Genomic DNA, 13,942 nt, shown 5'->3' on the forward strand with positions numbered 1-13,942 from the left:
ACGAGTCCTGGACGGAAGCCGTCCATGCAAGCGGAATGGCGGCAGGGTTTGGCCCGGCCGCGAAGAACGGCGATTTACGGGCTGGTGCCCCGGGAGTCAAGCCTGGATTCGGCCCCGTCGAGGATGGCCTCGATCTGGCCGGCAACCGTGGCCATCTCCGCCATCCCGTCCACGTGCTTCAGCTTTCCCTGCGCCGCGTAGTAGGGCAGCAGCGGCGCGGTGGAGCGGTGGTAGGCCTCCAGCCGGGCCGCCACGGTCTCTGCCTTGTCGTCCGCCCGACGCGTGAAGTCGTGGCTGCCGCAGACGTCGCAGATGCCCGGGACCTGGGTGGGCTTGAACCGGTCGTGGTAGCCCGTGCCGCAGGAGGAGCAGGTGAATCGGCCGGCGATCCGCTCGACCAGCGCCCCGTCATCGACCTTCAGCTCGATCACGTGATTCAGCGCCAGTCCCATCTCGGCCAGCATTACGTCCAGCGCCTCGGCCTGGGGCACGGTGCGGGGAAAGCCGTCCAGGATGAAGCCGGCCGCGCAGTCCGGCTTCTGCACGCGGATGGCCAGCATGGCGGTGATGATGGCGTCGGGCACCAGGTCGCCCCGCTCCATGATCGCCTTCGCCTCGTTCCCGATGGCGGAGCCCGACCGCACCTCGGCCCGCAGCATGTCCCCGGTGGAGATCTGGGCGATCCCGTGCCGGTCCTGCAGCATCTTCGCCTGGGTCCCCTTCCCCGCTCCCGGCGGGCCCAGAAGGATCAGGTTCATCGCCGGGGGCTCCCTCCGCGCGGGGTGACGGGGGCGGGGCCGGCACCGCGGCCGCCCACCCGGGCCTTGCGAATCAGGCCCTCGTACTGGTGCGCGAAAAGATGGGACTGCACCTGGGCCACCGTGTCCATGGTGACGGAGACGATGATCAGGAGCGAGGTGCCGCCGAAGTAGAAGGGCACCCCGTACTGGCTGATCAGGAACTCCGGGATGAGGCAGACGATGCAGAGATAGACGGCGCCCACCAGGGTCAGGCGCGTCAGCACCCGGTCGAAGTACTCCGCCGTCGCCGCGCCGGGGCGGATGCCCGGCACGAAGCCGCCATACTTCTTCAGGTTGTCAGCGGTCTCCACGGGGTTGAAGACCACGGCCGTGTAGAAGAAGGCGAAGAAGATGATGAGGGCGACGTAGAGGCCCATGTAGAGCGGCTGCCCATGCGCCAGCAGCGCCGCCGTGCGCGTCAGCCAGTTCTCCTCGCCCTGAGTGGCGGAGAAGCCGGAGAAGGTGGCGGGCAGCAGGAGGAGCGAAGATGCGAAGATCGGCGGGATCACGCCGGCCGTGTTCAGCTTCAACGGCAGGTGCGTGGAATCCCCGCCGAACATGCGGTTGCCAACCTGGCGCTTCGGGTACTGGATGGGGATCTTCCGCTGCGCCCGCTCAATGAAGACGACGAAGGCGATCACGGCCAAGGCCATGACGAGGAAGAAAAGGATGAAGAAGGGCGAGAGCGCCCCGGTCCGCCCCAGTTCCAGCGTCGAGACAAGGGCGTGCGGCAGGTTCGCCACAATGCCCGCGAAGATGATGAGCGAGATACCGTTGCCGACGCCGCGGGCGGTGATCTGCTCGCCCAGCCACATCAGGAACATCGTGCCGCCCACCAGGGTAGTGACGCAGGAAATGCGGAAGAACCAGCCGGGATCGAGCACCGCCAGCCCGAACTGCCCGCGCATCCCCTCAAGCCCGACCGCGATTCCATAGGCCTGGAAGAACGCGATAAGCACAGTGAGGTAGCGGGTGTACTGGTTCAGCCGCTTCCGCCCGGCCTCGCCCTCCTTCTTGAGAGCCTCCCAGGCAGGGATGGCGGCCGACATCAGCTGCACGATGATGGAGGCGGAGATGTAGGGCATGATGTTCAGGGCGAAGACGGTCATCCGCCCGAGAGCACCGCCCGTGAACATGTCGAACATGCCGAGGATGCCGCCGCCGTGCTGGTTCAGGATCTCGGCCATCACGGCCGCATCCACGCCCGGCACGGGGATGTAGGTGCCCAGGCGGTACACGATCAGCGCACCCAGGGTGAACCACAGCCGCTTCTTCAGCTCGGTCGCGCGCGATAGCACGCCGAGGTTCAGATTGGCCGCGAGCTGCTCGGCGGCGGACGCCATGGGATCGACCCTCTTTCTCACGACTGCGGCGCCGAGGGAGAGCCCGCGGCGCCGCAGCACATTACAGCAGAATCAGCTTGGGGTGAGCCAAGGCCGCAATCAAGCGGCCGGGGCTTCCTCGGCAGCGGCCTGGACGCGCACCGTGATGGTGCCGCCGGCGGCCTGGACCGCCGCGATCGCCGCCTCGGAGGCGCCGGCCAGCGACAGGGTCACGGCGCGCTTGATCTCGCCCTTAGCCAGCAGGCGGACGCCCGCCTTCTTGCCCACGCGGACCAGTCCGGCCGCCTCGAGCGCCGCCTCGTCCAGCGTGCCCTCTGCGGAGAGCTTGCCGTCCTCGATCGCCTTGTCGAGCGTCCCGAGGTTGATGACCGCGTACTCCTTGCGGAACAGATTGTGGAAGCCGCGCTTGGGCAGGCGGCGGTACAGCGGAAGCTGACCACCCTCAAAGCCGTTGAGCGACACGCCGGTCCGGGCCTTCTGGCCCTTCACGCCGCGACCACCGGTCTTGCCCTTGCCGGAGCCGATGCCCCGGCCGATGCGCTTGAACTTCGGGCGGGCGCCCTCGTTGTCGCGCAGTTCGTTCAGCTTCGGCATGGTTCAGCCCACCTTGATCAGGTGCGCGACCTTGCGGATCATCCCCTGCACGGCAGGGGTGTCCTCAAGCTCGCGGGACCGATGCATCTTGTTCAGCCCGAGCCCGATCAGCGTCTCGCGCTGGCCGGGCTTGCGGCCGATCGGCGACCCGATCTGGGTCACCTTCACGGTCTTCTTCGTCGTCTCAGACACCTGCGGCCTCCGTCGCCGGCTCCGCACCGCCGCGGGGCGGGTTGGGGAGCAGGTCGGCCACCTTCTTGCCGCGGCGAGCCGCGACCGCCCGGGGGGAGGTGCAGCGGGCCAGGCCGGCGAAGGTCGCCTTGACCATGTTGTGCGGGTTCGTGGTGCCCGTGCACTTCGCGACGACGTCGCCCATGCCAAGGACCTCGAAGACGGCGCGCATCGGGCCGCCGGCGATGATGCCCGTGCCGGCCGGGGCCGCGCGCAGGATCACGCGGCCGGCGCCGAACTCGCCGATCACGTCGTGGTGCAGGGTCCGGCCCTCGCGCATGGGCACGCGGATCAGGCCGCGCTTGGCCCGCTCCGTCGCCTTGCGGATCGCCTCCGGCACCTCGCGCGCCTTGCCGGCGCCCCAGCCGACCCGGCCCTTCTCGTCGCCCACGACCACGAGGGCCGCGAAGGAGAAGCGCCGGCCGCCCTTCACGACCTTGGCGACGCGGTTGATGGTGACGAGCTTGTCCTTGAACTCGTCCTGCTCGCGATCCTGCCGCTGCTCGCGGTTGTCGTCGCGACGGCGGCCGCGGCGGCGATCGCCGCCCTCGCCGCCCTCGCCGCCGGTGCGCGGGGCGCCCGAACGGGGTGCGTATGCCATTTATCCGCTCCTCAGAACGACAGCCCGCCCTCGCGGGCGCCGTCCGCCAGGGCCTTGACCCGGCCGTGGTAGAGATAGGGACCGCGGTCGAAGACCACCTCGGTCACGCCGGCGGCGAGAGCGCGCTCCGCCACCAGCTTGCCGATCGCCGTCGCCGCGTCGATGTCCGCGCCCGTATTGCCGGCCTCGCGCACCGTCTTCTCCAGGGTGGAGGCGGCGGCGAGGGTACGGCCCTGCACGTCGTCGATCACCTGGGCGTAGATGTGCCGGCCGGAACGGTGGACGGAGAGGCGCACGCGCCCCGCGCCCTTCAGCTTGATCTGATAGCGCGTGCGCGAGCGCCGGCGCTGGGTCAGTGCGAGCTTGTTCGACATTACTTCTTCTTACCCTCCTTCCGGAGGATGGTCTCGTTATCGTACCGGATGCCCTTGCCCTTGTAGGGCTCGGGGCCGCGATACGCCCGGATCTCCGCCGCAACCTGGCCGACGCGCTGCTTGTCGGCCCCCTCGACCTTGATCGCCGTGGGGCGCTCGGTCGTGATCTTGATGCCCTCGGGGATCGGGTAGCGAATCTCGTGGCTGTAGCCGAGGCTCAGCACGAGGTCCTTGCCCTGGATCGCGGCGCGGTAACCCGTGCCGGTGATCTCCATGGACTTGGAGAAGCCGGTCGAAACGCCGGTCACCATCCCGTTGATGAGGGAGCGCGTGGTGCCCCACATCGTGCGGGCGGCGCGGTCCTCGCCCCGGGGGGCGACGGCCACTTCGCCGTTCTCGATCGTGACGTCGACCTTGTCGGTCAGCGGCAGGCGCAGCTCGCCGAGCTTGCCCTTCGCGACGACGACGCCGTTGTCGATGGTGAGGGTGACGCCGGAGGGCACCTTCACCGGATACTTGCCTACGCGAGACATGTTCCCCTGCCCTCCGTCAGAACACGCGGCAGAGGACCTCGCCGCCGACATTGGCGGCGCGGGCCTCGAGGTCGCTCATCACGCCACGCGGCGTGGAGAGGATGGAGATGCCGAGCCCGTTATAGAACTTCGGCAGCTCCTTGATCTTGGAGTAAACCCGGCGGCCCGGCTTGGAGACGCGGGTGATCTCCTTGATGGCGGGCTCGCCCTCGGAATACTTCAGCTCGATGTCGAGCACCTTGATGCCCGGACGGAGCTCCTCGCCGCGGAAGCCACGGATGTAGCCCTCGCGCTTCAGAACCTCGAGCACGTCGGAGCGCAGACGGGAGGCGGGGGAAACCACACGGGCCTGGCGCGCGCGCTGGCCGTTGCGGATGCGGGTGAGCATGTCACCCAGCGGATCGGAGAGCTGCATGGCCCCTTACCTTACCAAGAGGCCTTGACCAGCCCCGGGATCTGGCCGTTCGAGGCCAGCTCGCGGAGCATGTTCCGGCTCAGCTTGAACTTGCGGTAGTTCCCGCGGGGACGGCCGGTCAGCTCGCAGCGCAGGCGGATGCGGTTCTTCGCACCGTTCCGCGGCAGCTGCGCCAGCTTGATCGTCGCCTCGAAGCGGTCCTCCACCGGAAGCTCGCGGTCCATCACCACGCTCTTCAGCGCGGCGCGCTTCTCCGCATGCGCCTTCGCGAGATGCATGCGGTGCTTGTTCTTCTCGACTGCCGAAGTCTTGGCCATTCGATCAGTGTCCTCCGGAACCTGCCCGGCCGAGCGACTGCTCGGGCGGGCGGTTTTCCAAGATCAATTGATGAAGGGAAGCTGGAAGCCCTTGAGCAGGGCCTTGGCTTCCTTGTCCGTCTTCGCCGTGGTGACGAAGACGATGTCCATGCCGCGGATCGCATCGACCTTGTCGTAGGCGATCTCCGGGAAGATGATCTGCTCCTTCAGGCCGAAGGCGTAATTGCCACGGCCGTCGAAGCCCTTGCCGGAGATGCCGCGGAAGTCGCGAACGCGCGGCAGCGCGATCGTGACCAGGCGGTCGAGGAACTCGTACATGCGGGCCCGGCGCAGCGTCACCTTCGTGCCGATGGCCATGCCCTCGCGGATCTTGAAGCCCGCGATCGCCTTCTTCGCCTTCGTCTTCACCGGCTTCTGGCCGGCGATGGCCGTCAGCTCCGCGACGGCGGCGTCGAGCTTCTTCTGGTCGCCCGCGGCTTCGCCGACGCCCATGTTGATCACGATCTTCTCCAGCTTCGGAACCTCCATCGGGTTCTTGTAGCCGAACTCCTCGGCCAGGGCCTTGCGGACCTGATCGAGGTAGTGCTGCTGGAGACGCGGGAGCTCCTTCGTCTGGGTCTCGCTCATGCGATCACCTCGCCGGAGGCCTTCGCCACCCGGACCTTCTTGTCACCGTCCATGCGGAAGCCGACACGGGTCGGCTTGTCGCTCTTCGGGTCGATCACCGCCAGGTTGGAGAGGTGGATCGGCGCCTCCTTCTCCTGAATGCCGCCCGGCTGGTTCATGCCCTGCGGCTTAGCGTGACGCTTCACGATGTTCACGCCCTGAACCACGGCGCGGTTCTCGGTCGGGGACACGGAGAGAACCTCCCCGCGCTTGCCCTTGTCCTTGCCGGCCAGGACCTGGACGCGATCGCCCTTCTTGATCTTGGCAGCCATCACAGCACCTCCGGAGCCAGGGAGATGATCTTCATGTACTTCCGCGCGCGCAGCTCGCGCACGACCGGCCCGAAGATGCGGGTGCCGATCGGCTCGTTCTGCTTGTTGATCAGCACGGCCGCGTTGTTGTCGAAGCGGATCGCGGTGCCGTCCTGACGGCGCACGGCATAGGCCGTGCGCACGATCACGGCGCGGTGCACCTCGCCCTTCTTCACCTTGGCCCGGGGGATGGCGTCCTTGACGGAGACTACGATGATGTCGCCCACCGAGGCCGTCTTCCGCTTGGAGCCGCCCAGCACCTTGATGCACTGGACCCGGCGCGCGCCGGAGTTGTCGGCGACGTCGAGATTGGACTCAACCTGGATCATGCGCCCTGCTCCTCGGGCAACTCGATGTTCTCGAGCAGCTCATAGGCCACCGGACGCGCCACGGTCTCGCCGTTCCGCTGCACCACCAGCCACGACTTCCGCTTGGAAATCGGGCGGCACTCCTCGATGGAAACCGTGTCGCCCTCGCGACACAGGTTCTCCTCGTCGTGCGCGGCGTACTTCTTCGAGCGCCGGATGAACTTCTTATAGAGCGGGTGCATCACGCGACGCTCGATCAAGACGGTGACCGTCTTGTCCTGCTTGTCGCTCGTGACCCGCCCCGTGAGGACTCGCTTCGGCATCAGCCGGGGTCTCCTCTCAGGACTTCGGGGATGTGCGGGCCTGTTCGCCCAGCACGGTCTTAACACGGGCAATGTCGCGCCGAACAGCACGAATTCGCCCCACCGCCTCCAGCTGACCCGTGGCCCGCTGGAAACGGAGGTTGAACTGCTCCTTCCGGAGGTCGAGCAGCATGGTCTTCAGCTCGTCCGCGGTCTTGCCGCGGACGTCCGCGATCTTCGTCATAGCCTCAAGCCTCCGCCGCGCCCAGACGGGCGACGACCTTCGTCTTGATCGGCAGCTTGGCGGCCCCGAGAGCCAGCGCCTCGCGGGCCGTCTCCTGGCTCACGCCGTCGATCTCGAACATGATCCGGCCCGGCTTGATCCGGGCCACCCAATACTCAGGGGCACCCTTGCCGGAGCCCATGCGGACCTCGGCCGGCTTGGTGGAGACGGGCAGGTCCGGGAAGATCCGGATCCACACGCGCCCCTGACGCTTCATGGCGCGGGTGATCGCGCGGCGAGCCGCCTCAATCTGCCGGGCGGTCACCCGCTCCGGCTCCAGCGCCTTCAGGCCGTAGCCGCCAAAGGAGAGGGTGAACCCGCCCTTGGCCACGCCCTTGATGCGGCCCTTATGGGCCTTACGATACGTCGTCCGCTTCGGCGACAGCATTGTTCGTGTTCCCTAGACCGTCGCTCAGCGCTGCGGCGCCTGCTCCGCGGCGCGCTTGTCCTGCGCCATCGGATCATGCCCCATCACCTCGCCCTTGAAGATCCAAACCTTGACACCGCAGGTGCCATAGTTGGTCTTCGCGGTCGCCGTGCCGAAATCGATGTCCGCGCGAAGGGTGTGCAGGGGCACGCGGCCCTCGCGGTACCACTCCATGCGGGCGATCTCGGCGCCGCCCAGGCGGCCGCCGCAGTTGATGCGGATCCCGCCGGCGCCGAGGCGCATGGCGGACTGCACGGCGCGCTTCATCGCGCGGCGGAATGCCACGCGGCGCTCCAGCTGCTGGGCGATGCTCTCGGCGACGAGAACGGCGTCCAGCTCCGGCTTGCGGATCTCGACGATGTTCAGCGACACCTCGGCCCCGGCCATCTTGGCCAGGTCCTTGCGCAGCACCTCGATGTCGGCGCCCTTCTTGCCGATCACGACACCCGGCCGGGCAGCGTGGATCGTGACGCGCGGCTTCTTGGCCGGGCGCTCGATCACGACCTTCGCCACGCCCGCGCCCTTCAGCCGCTCACGCAGCTTGTTGCGGAGCTTCAGGTCGTCGTGCAGCAGGGAGGCGTAGTCGCCACCGGCGTACCAGCGGCTGTCCCAGGTGCGGTTGATGCCGAGCCGGAGCCCGATCGGATTGACTTTGTGACCCATACTATGCGGCCTCCTCGGCCACCGGCACCGGCTGCTGCTCGGCGACGACGATCTTCAGGTGGCTGAACCACTTCTCCACGCGCGCCGCCTTGCCGCGGCCACGCGCCTGGAAGCGCTTCATGACGATGGAGCGACCCACCTCGACCCGAGCCACCACCAGCTTGTCCACGTCCAGGCTGTGGTTGTTCTCGGCGTTCGCGATGGCGCTCTCGAGCGTCTTCTTCACCGTGTCGGAGATGCGGCGCTTGCTGAAGGTCAGCGTGGCGACTGCATCCTGGGCCCGGCGGCCGCGGATAAGGCCCGCCGCCAGGTTGAGCTTGCGCGGCGACACCCGGATGTTCCGGGTCACCGCTTGCGCCTCGGTCTCCGCAAGGGAGCGCTCGTGCTTCGGCTTGCTCATCGGATCAGCCCCGCTTCGCCTTCTTGTCCGACGAGTGGCCGGTGAAGGTGCGCGTCGGCGAGAACTCGCCGAACTTATGGCCCACCATGTTCTCGGACACCTGGACGGGGATGAACTTCTTGCCGTTATAGACACCGAAGGTCAGCCCGACGAACTGCGGCAGGATCGTGGAGCGGCGCGACCAGATCTTGATGATCTCGTTGCGCGTCGACGAACGGGCCGCCTCCGCCTTGTTGAGCAGGTAGCCGTCGACGAACGGCCCCTTCCAAACGCTGCGCGACATCGCGATCAGCCCTTCTTAGCCGAGCGCCGACGGACGATCATGCGATCCGTGCGCTTGTTGGTGCGGGTCTTGTAGCCCTTGGTCGGCTTGCCCCACGGGGTAACCGGGTGGCGGCCGCCCGAGGTCCGGCCCTCACCACCGCCGTGCGGGTGATCGACCGGGTTCATGACGACGCCGCGGTTGTGCGGACGGAAGCCCATCCAGCGACGGCGCCCAGCCTTGCCGAGCTGCTGGTTGGAGTTGTCCGGGTTAGAGACGGCGCCGATCGTGGCGAGGCACTCGCCGCGGAGCAGCCGGACCTCGCCGGACATCAGCTTCACCTGGGCGTAGCCGGCGTCCTTGCCGACCAGCTGGCAGTAGGTGCCGGCCGAGCGGGCGATCTTGGCGCCGGCGCCCGGCTTCATCTCCAGCGCGTGCACGATCGTGCCGACCGGGATGGCCGAGAGCGGCATGGCGTTGCCGGGCTTGATGTCCACGCGGTCGCCCGCCACCACCGTGTCGCCCGCTTTCAGGCGCTGCGGCGCGATGATGTAGGACAGTTCGCCGTCCTGATACTTGATCAGGGCGATCCAGGCGGTGCGGTTCGGATCGTATTCGAGCCGCTCGACGGTGCCGGGCATGTTGAACTTCGCGCGGCGCTTGAAGTCCACGTAGCGGTAGGTCTGCTTGTGTCCGCCGCCACGGAACCGAACCGTGGTGCGGCCGTGGTTGTTGCGGCCGCCCGAGTGGCTCTTGCCCTCGGTCAGCGCCTTGACGGGCTTGCCCTTCCACAGCTCGGACTTGTCGACCAGCACCGTGCCGCGAAGGCTCGGCGTGACCGGATTGAATTGCTTCAGCGCCATGGCTTACGCGAGCCCCGTCGTCAGATCGATGCTCTGGCCCTCGGCCAGGCTGACGATCGCCTTCTTCCAGTCGGAGCGCTGGCCGGGACGGCCGCGGAACCGCTTGGACTTGCCCTTGACCACCACCGTGTTCACGGCGGTGACGTTCACGCCGAACAGGCCCTCGACCGCCGCCTTGATCTCCGGCTTCGTCGCGTCCGAGACGACCTTGAAGGTCACCTGGCCCACCTCGTTCAGCATCGTCGCCTTCTCGGTGATCACCGGGGCGACGATCAGCTGGTACATCCGCTCCCGCGAGATGACCGGCGGCTTGGCCTTGGTCTCGCTCACGACAGGCGCTCCTTCAGGGCCTCGACACCCGCGCGGGTCACGACGAGCACGTCGTGGCGCACGATGTCGTACACGTTGGCGCCGACGGTCGGCAGAACCTGGAACTTCGGCAGGTTCCGCGCGGCGCGGACGAAGCCGGCATCCGGCGTCGCGTCGAAGAACAGAGCGCTGTCCCAGCCGAAGGCCTTCACCTGCGCGGCGAGGGTCTTCGTCTTGGCGGCCTCGCCCGGCGCGGCGGCGTCGAGCACCACCAGCTTGCCGTTCGCGGCCTTCTCGCTCAGCGCGCTGATCAGGCCCAGGCGGCGGACCTTCTTCGGCAGGCTGTACTCATGGCTGCGCACAACCGGGCCGTGGACGGTGCCACCGGTCCGGAACTGCGGCGCGCGCAGCGAGCCCTGGCGGGCGCTGCCCGTGCCCTTCTGGCGATAGGGCTTCTTGGTGGTCCCGGAGACCTCGCCCATGCCCTTCACCTTGTGCGTGCCCGCGCGGCGCTTTGCCAACTGCCAGTGCACGACCCGCGCCATGATGTCGGCGCGCGGCTCGGCGCCGAACACCTCCGCGGGAAGCTCGATCTCGCCGGCCTCGGCATTGTCGAGCGTGATGACCTTTACCTGCATCACCTGATCCTCAGGCCGTCGCGGCCGGGTACGGCGCATCGGCGTGGCGCTTCCGCTTCACCGCGTCGCGCACCATCACCCAGCCGTTCGCGGCGCCGGGAACGGCGCCCTTCACGAAGAGCAGGCCCTTCTCCACGTCCACGCCGGCGATCTCCAGGTTCTGGGTCGTCACGCGCTCGACGCCGAGGTGGCCGGCCATCTTCTTATTCTTGAACGTCTTGCCCGGATCCTGCCGGTTGCCCGTGGAGCCGTGCGAACGGTGGGAGATCGACACGCCGTGCGAGGCCTCGAGGCCCGAGAAGTTCCAGCGCTTCATCGCGCCGGCAAACCCCTTGCCCTTGGTCACGCCGGTGACGTCGATCTTCTGCCCCTTCACGAAATGCGCGGGGGAGAGCTTCGCGCCCGCCTCGAGCACGGCGTCGGCGGCCGTGCGGAACTCCATCACCTTCATCGGCGCCTCAACGCCGGCCTTGGCGAAGTGGGCGCGGTTCGGCTTGGACACGTTCTTCGGCTTCGCCTGCCCAGCGCCGAGCTGGACGGCCGTGTACCCGTCCTTCTCGGCGGAGCGCACCGCCACGACGCGAACGTTATCCACGTGCAGCAGCGTCACCGGCACGGTGGAGCCGTCCTCGTTGAACAGCCGGGACATGCCCAGCTTCCGGGCGATCAGGCCGGTGCGGCCATCTTTCGCGGACATGGTGTGTGCGCCCCTCGAACTCAGATCTTGATCTCGACGTCCACGCCGGAGGCGAGGTCGAGCTTCATCAGCGCGTCCACGGTCTGCGGGGTGGGGTCGACGATGTCCAGAAGGCGGCGATGGGTCCGGATCTCGAACTGCTCGCGCGACTTCTTATCGACGTGCGGAGAACGGTTCACGGTGAACCGCTCGATGTGGGTCGGGAGCGGGATAGGACCCCGCACCCGAGCGCCGGTCCGCTTCGCGGTGTTCACGATCTCCCGCGTGCTGCCATCCAGCACGCGGTGATCGAACGCCTTGAGGCGGATCCGGATGTTCTGCGCGTCAGCGGCCATGGTTCTTTACTTCTGAATGCTGGCCACGACGCCGGCGCCGACGGTGCGGCCGCCCTCGCGGATGGCGAAGCGCAGGCCCTGGTCCATGGCGATCGGGGCGATCAGCTCGACCGTCATCGCGATGTTGTCGCCCGGCATCACCATCTCCACGCCCTCCGGCAGCTGCACCACGCCCGTCACGTCGGTCGTGCGGAAGTAGAACTGCGGCCGGTAGTTCGTGAAGAACGGCGTGTGGCGGCCGCCCTCCTCCTTCGTCAGGATGTAGGCCTCGGCCTTGAAGGAGGTGTGCGGCGTGATCGCGCCGGGCTTGGACAGAACCTGCCCGCGCTCCACGTCCTCACGCTTCGTGCCGCGCAGCAGCGCGCCGATGTTGTCGCCCGCCTCGCCGCTGTCGAGCAGCTTGCGGAACATCTCGACGCCGGTCACCGTCGTCTTCACGGTGTCCTTCAGGCCGACGATCTCGACCTCCTCGCCCACCTTGACGATGCCGCGCTCGACGCGACCCGTCACCACCGTGCCGCGGCCGGAAATCGAGAACACGTCCTCGATCGGCATCAGGAACGGCAGGTCCTTCGGGCGCTCCGGCTGCGGGATGTAGGCGTCCACCGCCTCCATCAGCTTCAGGATCGCGTTCTCGCCGATCTCGGGCTGCTTGTCCTCGAGCGCCATCAGCGCCGAGCCGTGGATGATCGGGATGTCGTCGCCCGGGAACTGGTAGGAGGAGAGGAGCTCGCGCACCTCCATCTCGACCAGCTCCAGCAGGTCGGGGTCCGCCATGTCGACCTTGTTCAGGAACACCACCAGCGCGGGAACGCCGACCTGGCGCGCCAGCAGGATGTGCTCGCGCGTCTGCGGCATCGGGCCGTCAGCCGCCGACACCACCAGGATCGCGCCGTCCATCTGCGCCGCGCCCGTGATCATGTTCTTCACGTAGTCGGCGTGGCCGGGGCAGTCCACGTGCGCGTAGTGGCGGTTGGCCGTCTCGTACTCGACGTGCGCCGTCGAGATCGTGATGCCGCGCGCCCGCTCCTCGGGCGCCTTGTCGATCTGGTCGTACGCCGTGAACGACGCACCGCCCGACTTCGCCAGCACCTTCGTGATCGCAGCCGTCAGCGACGTCTTGCCATGATCCACATGGCCGATCGTCCCGATGTTGCAGTGCGGCTTGTTCCGCTCGAACTTCGCCTTCGCCATTGTCGTGCCTCTGCCCGGATGGGTCTTCTATGGGTTACCAGCGGTAGTGGCTGAAGGCCTTGTTGGCTTCGGCCATCCGGTGCGTGTCTTCGCGCTTCTTCACAGCGGCGCCGCGGTTGTTCGCCGCGTCCATCAGCTCGGCGGAGAGGCGATCCTCCATCGTGTGCTCGCCGCGCTTGCGGGCGGACTCGATGATCCAGCGGATCGCGAGGGCCTGGCGCCGCTCCGGGCGGACCTCGACGGGCACCTGGTAGGTGGCGCCGCCGACGCGACGGGACCGCACCTCGACCGCCGGCTTCACGTTGTCCATCGCCTCGTGGAACAGGCGCAGCGGGTCGCTGTTCGCGCCGCCACGCTTCTTCAGCGTGTCCATGGCGCCGTACACAATGCCCTCGGCGATGCTCTTCTTGCCGTCGTACATCAGCACGTTCATGAAACGGCTGAGAACGAGATCCCCAAACTTCGGATCCGGCAGGACCTCGCGCTTCTCTGCGCGGTGACGACGCGACATCTCTCAGTTCCTCACTTCGGCCGCTTGGCGCCGTACAGCGAACGGCGCTGGCGCCGCTTGGCGATGCCCTGGGTGTCGAGCACGCCGCGCAGGATGTGGTAGCGAACGCCCGGAAGGTCCTTCACGCGGCCGCCGCGGATCAGGACGACCGAGTGCTCCTGAAGGTTGTGCCCCTCGCCGGGGATGTAGCTCACCACCTCGTAGCCGTTCGTCAGGCGCACCTTGGCGACCTTACGAAGCGCCGAGTTCGGCTTCTTCGGCGTGGTGGTGTAGACGCGCGTGCACACGCCGCGCTTCTGGGGGCAGCTCTGCAGGGCCGGCACCTTGTTGCGGCTCGGCTTCGGCTCGCGCCCCTGCGCGATAAGCTGGTTGATCGTCGGCATGACGCCCCTTCGTAACCCTTCTGCGTCCGACTTCATCCCAAGCGAAGGCGCCCGCCTGGCCGCGTTCGCGGCCCTGCGGGCTACTTCCCCGTCCCCGGCCTGACCCGCCCGTGGAACCCGGCCTCGTTGGACCGTGTTCATTTGAGAGGCGGTGGCTACGGCGACGCTAGATGTCGTCGTCC

Annotated in this window: 26 protein-coding genes; all 26 read right to left on the reverse strand. The window is 67.8% G+C overall.

What is annotated here, in order from left to right:
• Positions 1–74: 74 nt before the first annotated feature.
• The gene (locus VQH23_RS25675; RefSeq protein WP_338663526.1) at positions 75–758 is read right to left on the reverse strand and encodes an adenylate kinase; all 684 of its coding nucleotides are present in this window, start codon (positions 756–758) and stop codon (positions 75–77) included.
• Positions 755–2,143 carry a preprotein translocase subunit SecY gene (gene secY, locus VQH23_RS25680; RefSeq protein ID WP_338663527.1) on the reverse strand — a complete coding sequence of 463 codons (1,389 nt, stop codon included), beginning with the start codon at positions 2,141–2,143 and terminating at the stop codon, positions 755–757. The genes VQH23_RS25675 and secY overlap by 4 nt, the downstream gene beginning before the upstream one ends.
• 99 nt (positions 2,144–2,242) lie before the next feature.
• A complete protein-coding gene (gene rplO / locus VQH23_RS25685) occupies positions 2,243–2,737 on the reverse strand; it encodes a 50S ribosomal protein L15 (protein WP_338663528.1) in 495 nt (164 codons plus the stop codon).
• Positions 2,738–2,740: 3 nt separating this feature from the next.
• Entirely contained in the window at positions 2,741–2,929 is a 189-nt protein-coding gene (rpmD, locus tag VQH23_RS25690) for a 50S ribosomal protein L30 (RefSeq protein ID WP_209375134.1), read from the reverse strand.
• Entirely contained in the window at positions 2,922–3,569 is a 648-nt protein-coding gene (rpsE, locus tag VQH23_RS25695; protein WP_338663529.1) for a 30S ribosomal protein S5, read from the reverse strand. Before rpsE ends, rpmD begins: the two co-directional genes overlap by 8 nt.
• 11 nt (positions 3,570–3,580) lie before the next feature.
• On the reverse strand, positions 3,581–3,943 hold the full coding sequence (gene rplR, locus VQH23_RS25700) for a 50S ribosomal protein L18 (protein ID WP_338663530.1): 363 nt from the start codon (positions 3,941–3,943) through the stop codon (positions 3,581–3,583).
• The gene (gene rplF, locus VQH23_RS25705) at positions 3,943–4,476 is read right to left on the reverse strand and encodes a 50S ribosomal protein L6 (RefSeq protein ID WP_338663531.1); all 534 of its coding nucleotides are present in this window, start codon (positions 4,474–4,476) and stop codon (positions 3,943–3,945) included. Before rplF ends, rplR begins: the two co-directional genes overlap by 1 nt.
• 16 nt (positions 4,477–4,492) lie before the next feature.
• On the reverse strand, positions 4,493–4,891 hold the full coding sequence (gene rpsH / locus VQH23_RS25710; protein ID WP_209375130.1) for a 30S ribosomal protein S8: 399 nt from the start codon (positions 4,889–4,891) through the stop codon (positions 4,493–4,495).
• 11 nt (positions 4,892–4,902) lie between these two features.
• Positions 4,903–5,208, reverse strand: a complete 306-nt coding sequence (gene rpsN / locus VQH23_RS25715) for a 30S ribosomal protein S14 (protein ID WP_338663532.1) — start codon at positions 5,206–5,208, stop codon at positions 4,903–4,905.
• A 63-nt stretch (positions 5,209–5,271) separates the two neighbouring features.
• Positions 5,272–5,835, reverse strand: coding sequence for a 50S ribosomal protein L5 (gene rplE, locus VQH23_RS25720; protein ID WP_338663533.1), 564 nt, complete (start codon positions 5,833–5,835; stop codon positions 5,272–5,274).
• Positions 5,832–6,146, reverse strand: coding sequence for a 50S ribosomal protein L24 (gene rplX / locus VQH23_RS25725; protein ID WP_338663534.1), 315 nt, complete (start codon positions 6,144–6,146; stop codon positions 5,832–5,834). Before rplX ends, rplE begins: the two co-directional genes overlap by 4 nt.
• Positions 6,146–6,514, reverse strand: coding sequence for a 50S ribosomal protein L14 (rplN, locus tag VQH23_RS25730; RefSeq protein ID WP_073130847.1), 369 nt, complete (start codon positions 6,512–6,514; stop codon positions 6,146–6,148). Before rplN ends, rplX begins: the two co-directional genes overlap by 1 nt.
• Positions 6,511–6,816: a 30S ribosomal protein S17 gene (gene rpsQ / locus VQH23_RS25735; protein WP_338663535.1), complete on the reverse strand. Its 306-nt coding sequence runs from the start codon at positions 6,814–6,816 to the stop codon at positions 6,511–6,513. Before rpsQ ends, rplN begins: the two co-directional genes overlap by 4 nt.
• 16 nt (positions 6,817–6,832) lie before the next feature.
• The gene (gene rpmC / locus VQH23_RS25740) at positions 6,833–7,039 is read right to left on the reverse strand and encodes a 50S ribosomal protein L29 (protein ID WP_257714658.1); all 207 of its coding nucleotides are present in this window, start codon (positions 7,037–7,039) and stop codon (positions 6,833–6,835) included.
• Between the two features lie 4 nt (positions 7,040–7,043).
• A complete protein-coding gene (gene rplP, locus VQH23_RS25745; protein ID WP_073130842.1) occupies positions 7,044–7,466 on the reverse strand; it encodes a 50S ribosomal protein L16 in 423 nt (140 codons plus the stop codon).
• 24 nt (positions 7,467–7,490) lie between these two features.
• On the reverse strand, positions 7,491–8,168 hold the full coding sequence (rpsC, locus tag VQH23_RS25750) for a 30S ribosomal protein S3 (RefSeq protein WP_338663536.1): 678 nt from the start codon (positions 8,166–8,168) through the stop codon (positions 7,491–7,493).
• Position 8,169: 1 nt separating this feature from the next.
• A complete protein-coding gene (gene rplV, locus VQH23_RS25755) occupies positions 8,170–8,568 on the reverse strand; it encodes a 50S ribosomal protein L22 (protein ID WP_338663537.1) in 399 nt (132 codons plus the stop codon).
• A 4-nt stretch (positions 8,569–8,572) separates the two neighbouring features.
• A complete protein-coding gene (gene rpsS / locus VQH23_RS25760; protein WP_073130835.1) occupies positions 8,573–8,851 on the reverse strand; it encodes a 30S ribosomal protein S19 in 279 nt (92 codons plus the stop codon).
• 5 nt (positions 8,852–8,856) lie between these two features.
• Positions 8,857–9,693, reverse strand: coding sequence for a 50S ribosomal protein L2 (gene rplB, locus VQH23_RS25765; protein ID WP_338663539.1), 837 nt, complete (start codon positions 9,691–9,693; stop codon positions 8,857–8,859).
• A 3-nt stretch (positions 9,694–9,696) separates the two neighbouring features.
• Positions 9,697–9,978: a 50S ribosomal protein L23 gene (locus tag VQH23_RS25770; RefSeq protein ID WP_338666163.1), complete on the reverse strand. Its 282-nt coding sequence runs from the start codon at positions 9,976–9,978 to the stop codon at positions 9,697–9,699.
• 41 nt (positions 9,979–10,019) lie between these two features.
• Positions 10,020–10,640, reverse strand: a complete 621-nt coding sequence (gene rplD / locus VQH23_RS25775; RefSeq protein ID WP_338663540.1) for a 50S ribosomal protein L4 — start codon at positions 10,638–10,640, stop codon at positions 10,020–10,022.
• A gap of 10 nt (positions 10,641–10,650) precedes the next feature.
• On the reverse strand, positions 10,651–11,337 hold the full coding sequence (gene rplC, locus VQH23_RS25780; RefSeq protein ID WP_338663541.1) for a 50S ribosomal protein L3: 687 nt from the start codon (positions 11,335–11,337) through the stop codon (positions 10,651–10,653).
• A 20-nt stretch (positions 11,338–11,357) separates the two neighbouring features.
• Positions 11,358–11,672: a 30S ribosomal protein S10 gene (gene rpsJ, locus VQH23_RS25785; protein ID WP_043835383.1), complete on the reverse strand. Its 315-nt coding sequence runs from the start codon at positions 11,670–11,672 to the stop codon at positions 11,358–11,360.
• Between the two features lie 6 nt (positions 11,673–11,678).
• Positions 11,679–12,866 (reverse strand): elongation factor Tu, encoded by a 1,188-nt coding sequence (gene tuf, locus VQH23_RS25790; protein WP_338663542.1) that lies wholly within the window; start codon positions 12,864–12,866, stop codon positions 11,679–11,681.
• 34 nt (positions 12,867–12,900) lie between these two features.
• A complete protein-coding gene (rpsG, locus tag VQH23_RS25795; protein ID WP_338663543.1) occupies positions 12,901–13,377 on the reverse strand; it encodes a 30S ribosomal protein S7 in 477 nt (158 codons plus the stop codon).
• An 11-nt stretch (positions 13,378–13,388) separates the two neighbouring features.
• Positions 13,389–13,760, reverse strand: coding sequence for a 30S ribosomal protein S12 (gene rpsL / locus VQH23_RS25800; protein WP_073139794.1), 372 nt, complete (start codon positions 13,758–13,760; stop codon positions 13,389–13,391).
• Positions 13,761–13,942 lie beyond the last annotated feature (182 nt).

The organism is Pararoseomonas sp. SCSIO 73927 (genome assembly GCF_037040815.1).
In the GTDB taxonomy this organism is placed as follows: Bacteria; Pseudomonadota; Alphaproteobacteria; order Acetobacterales; family Acetobacteraceae; genus Roseomonas.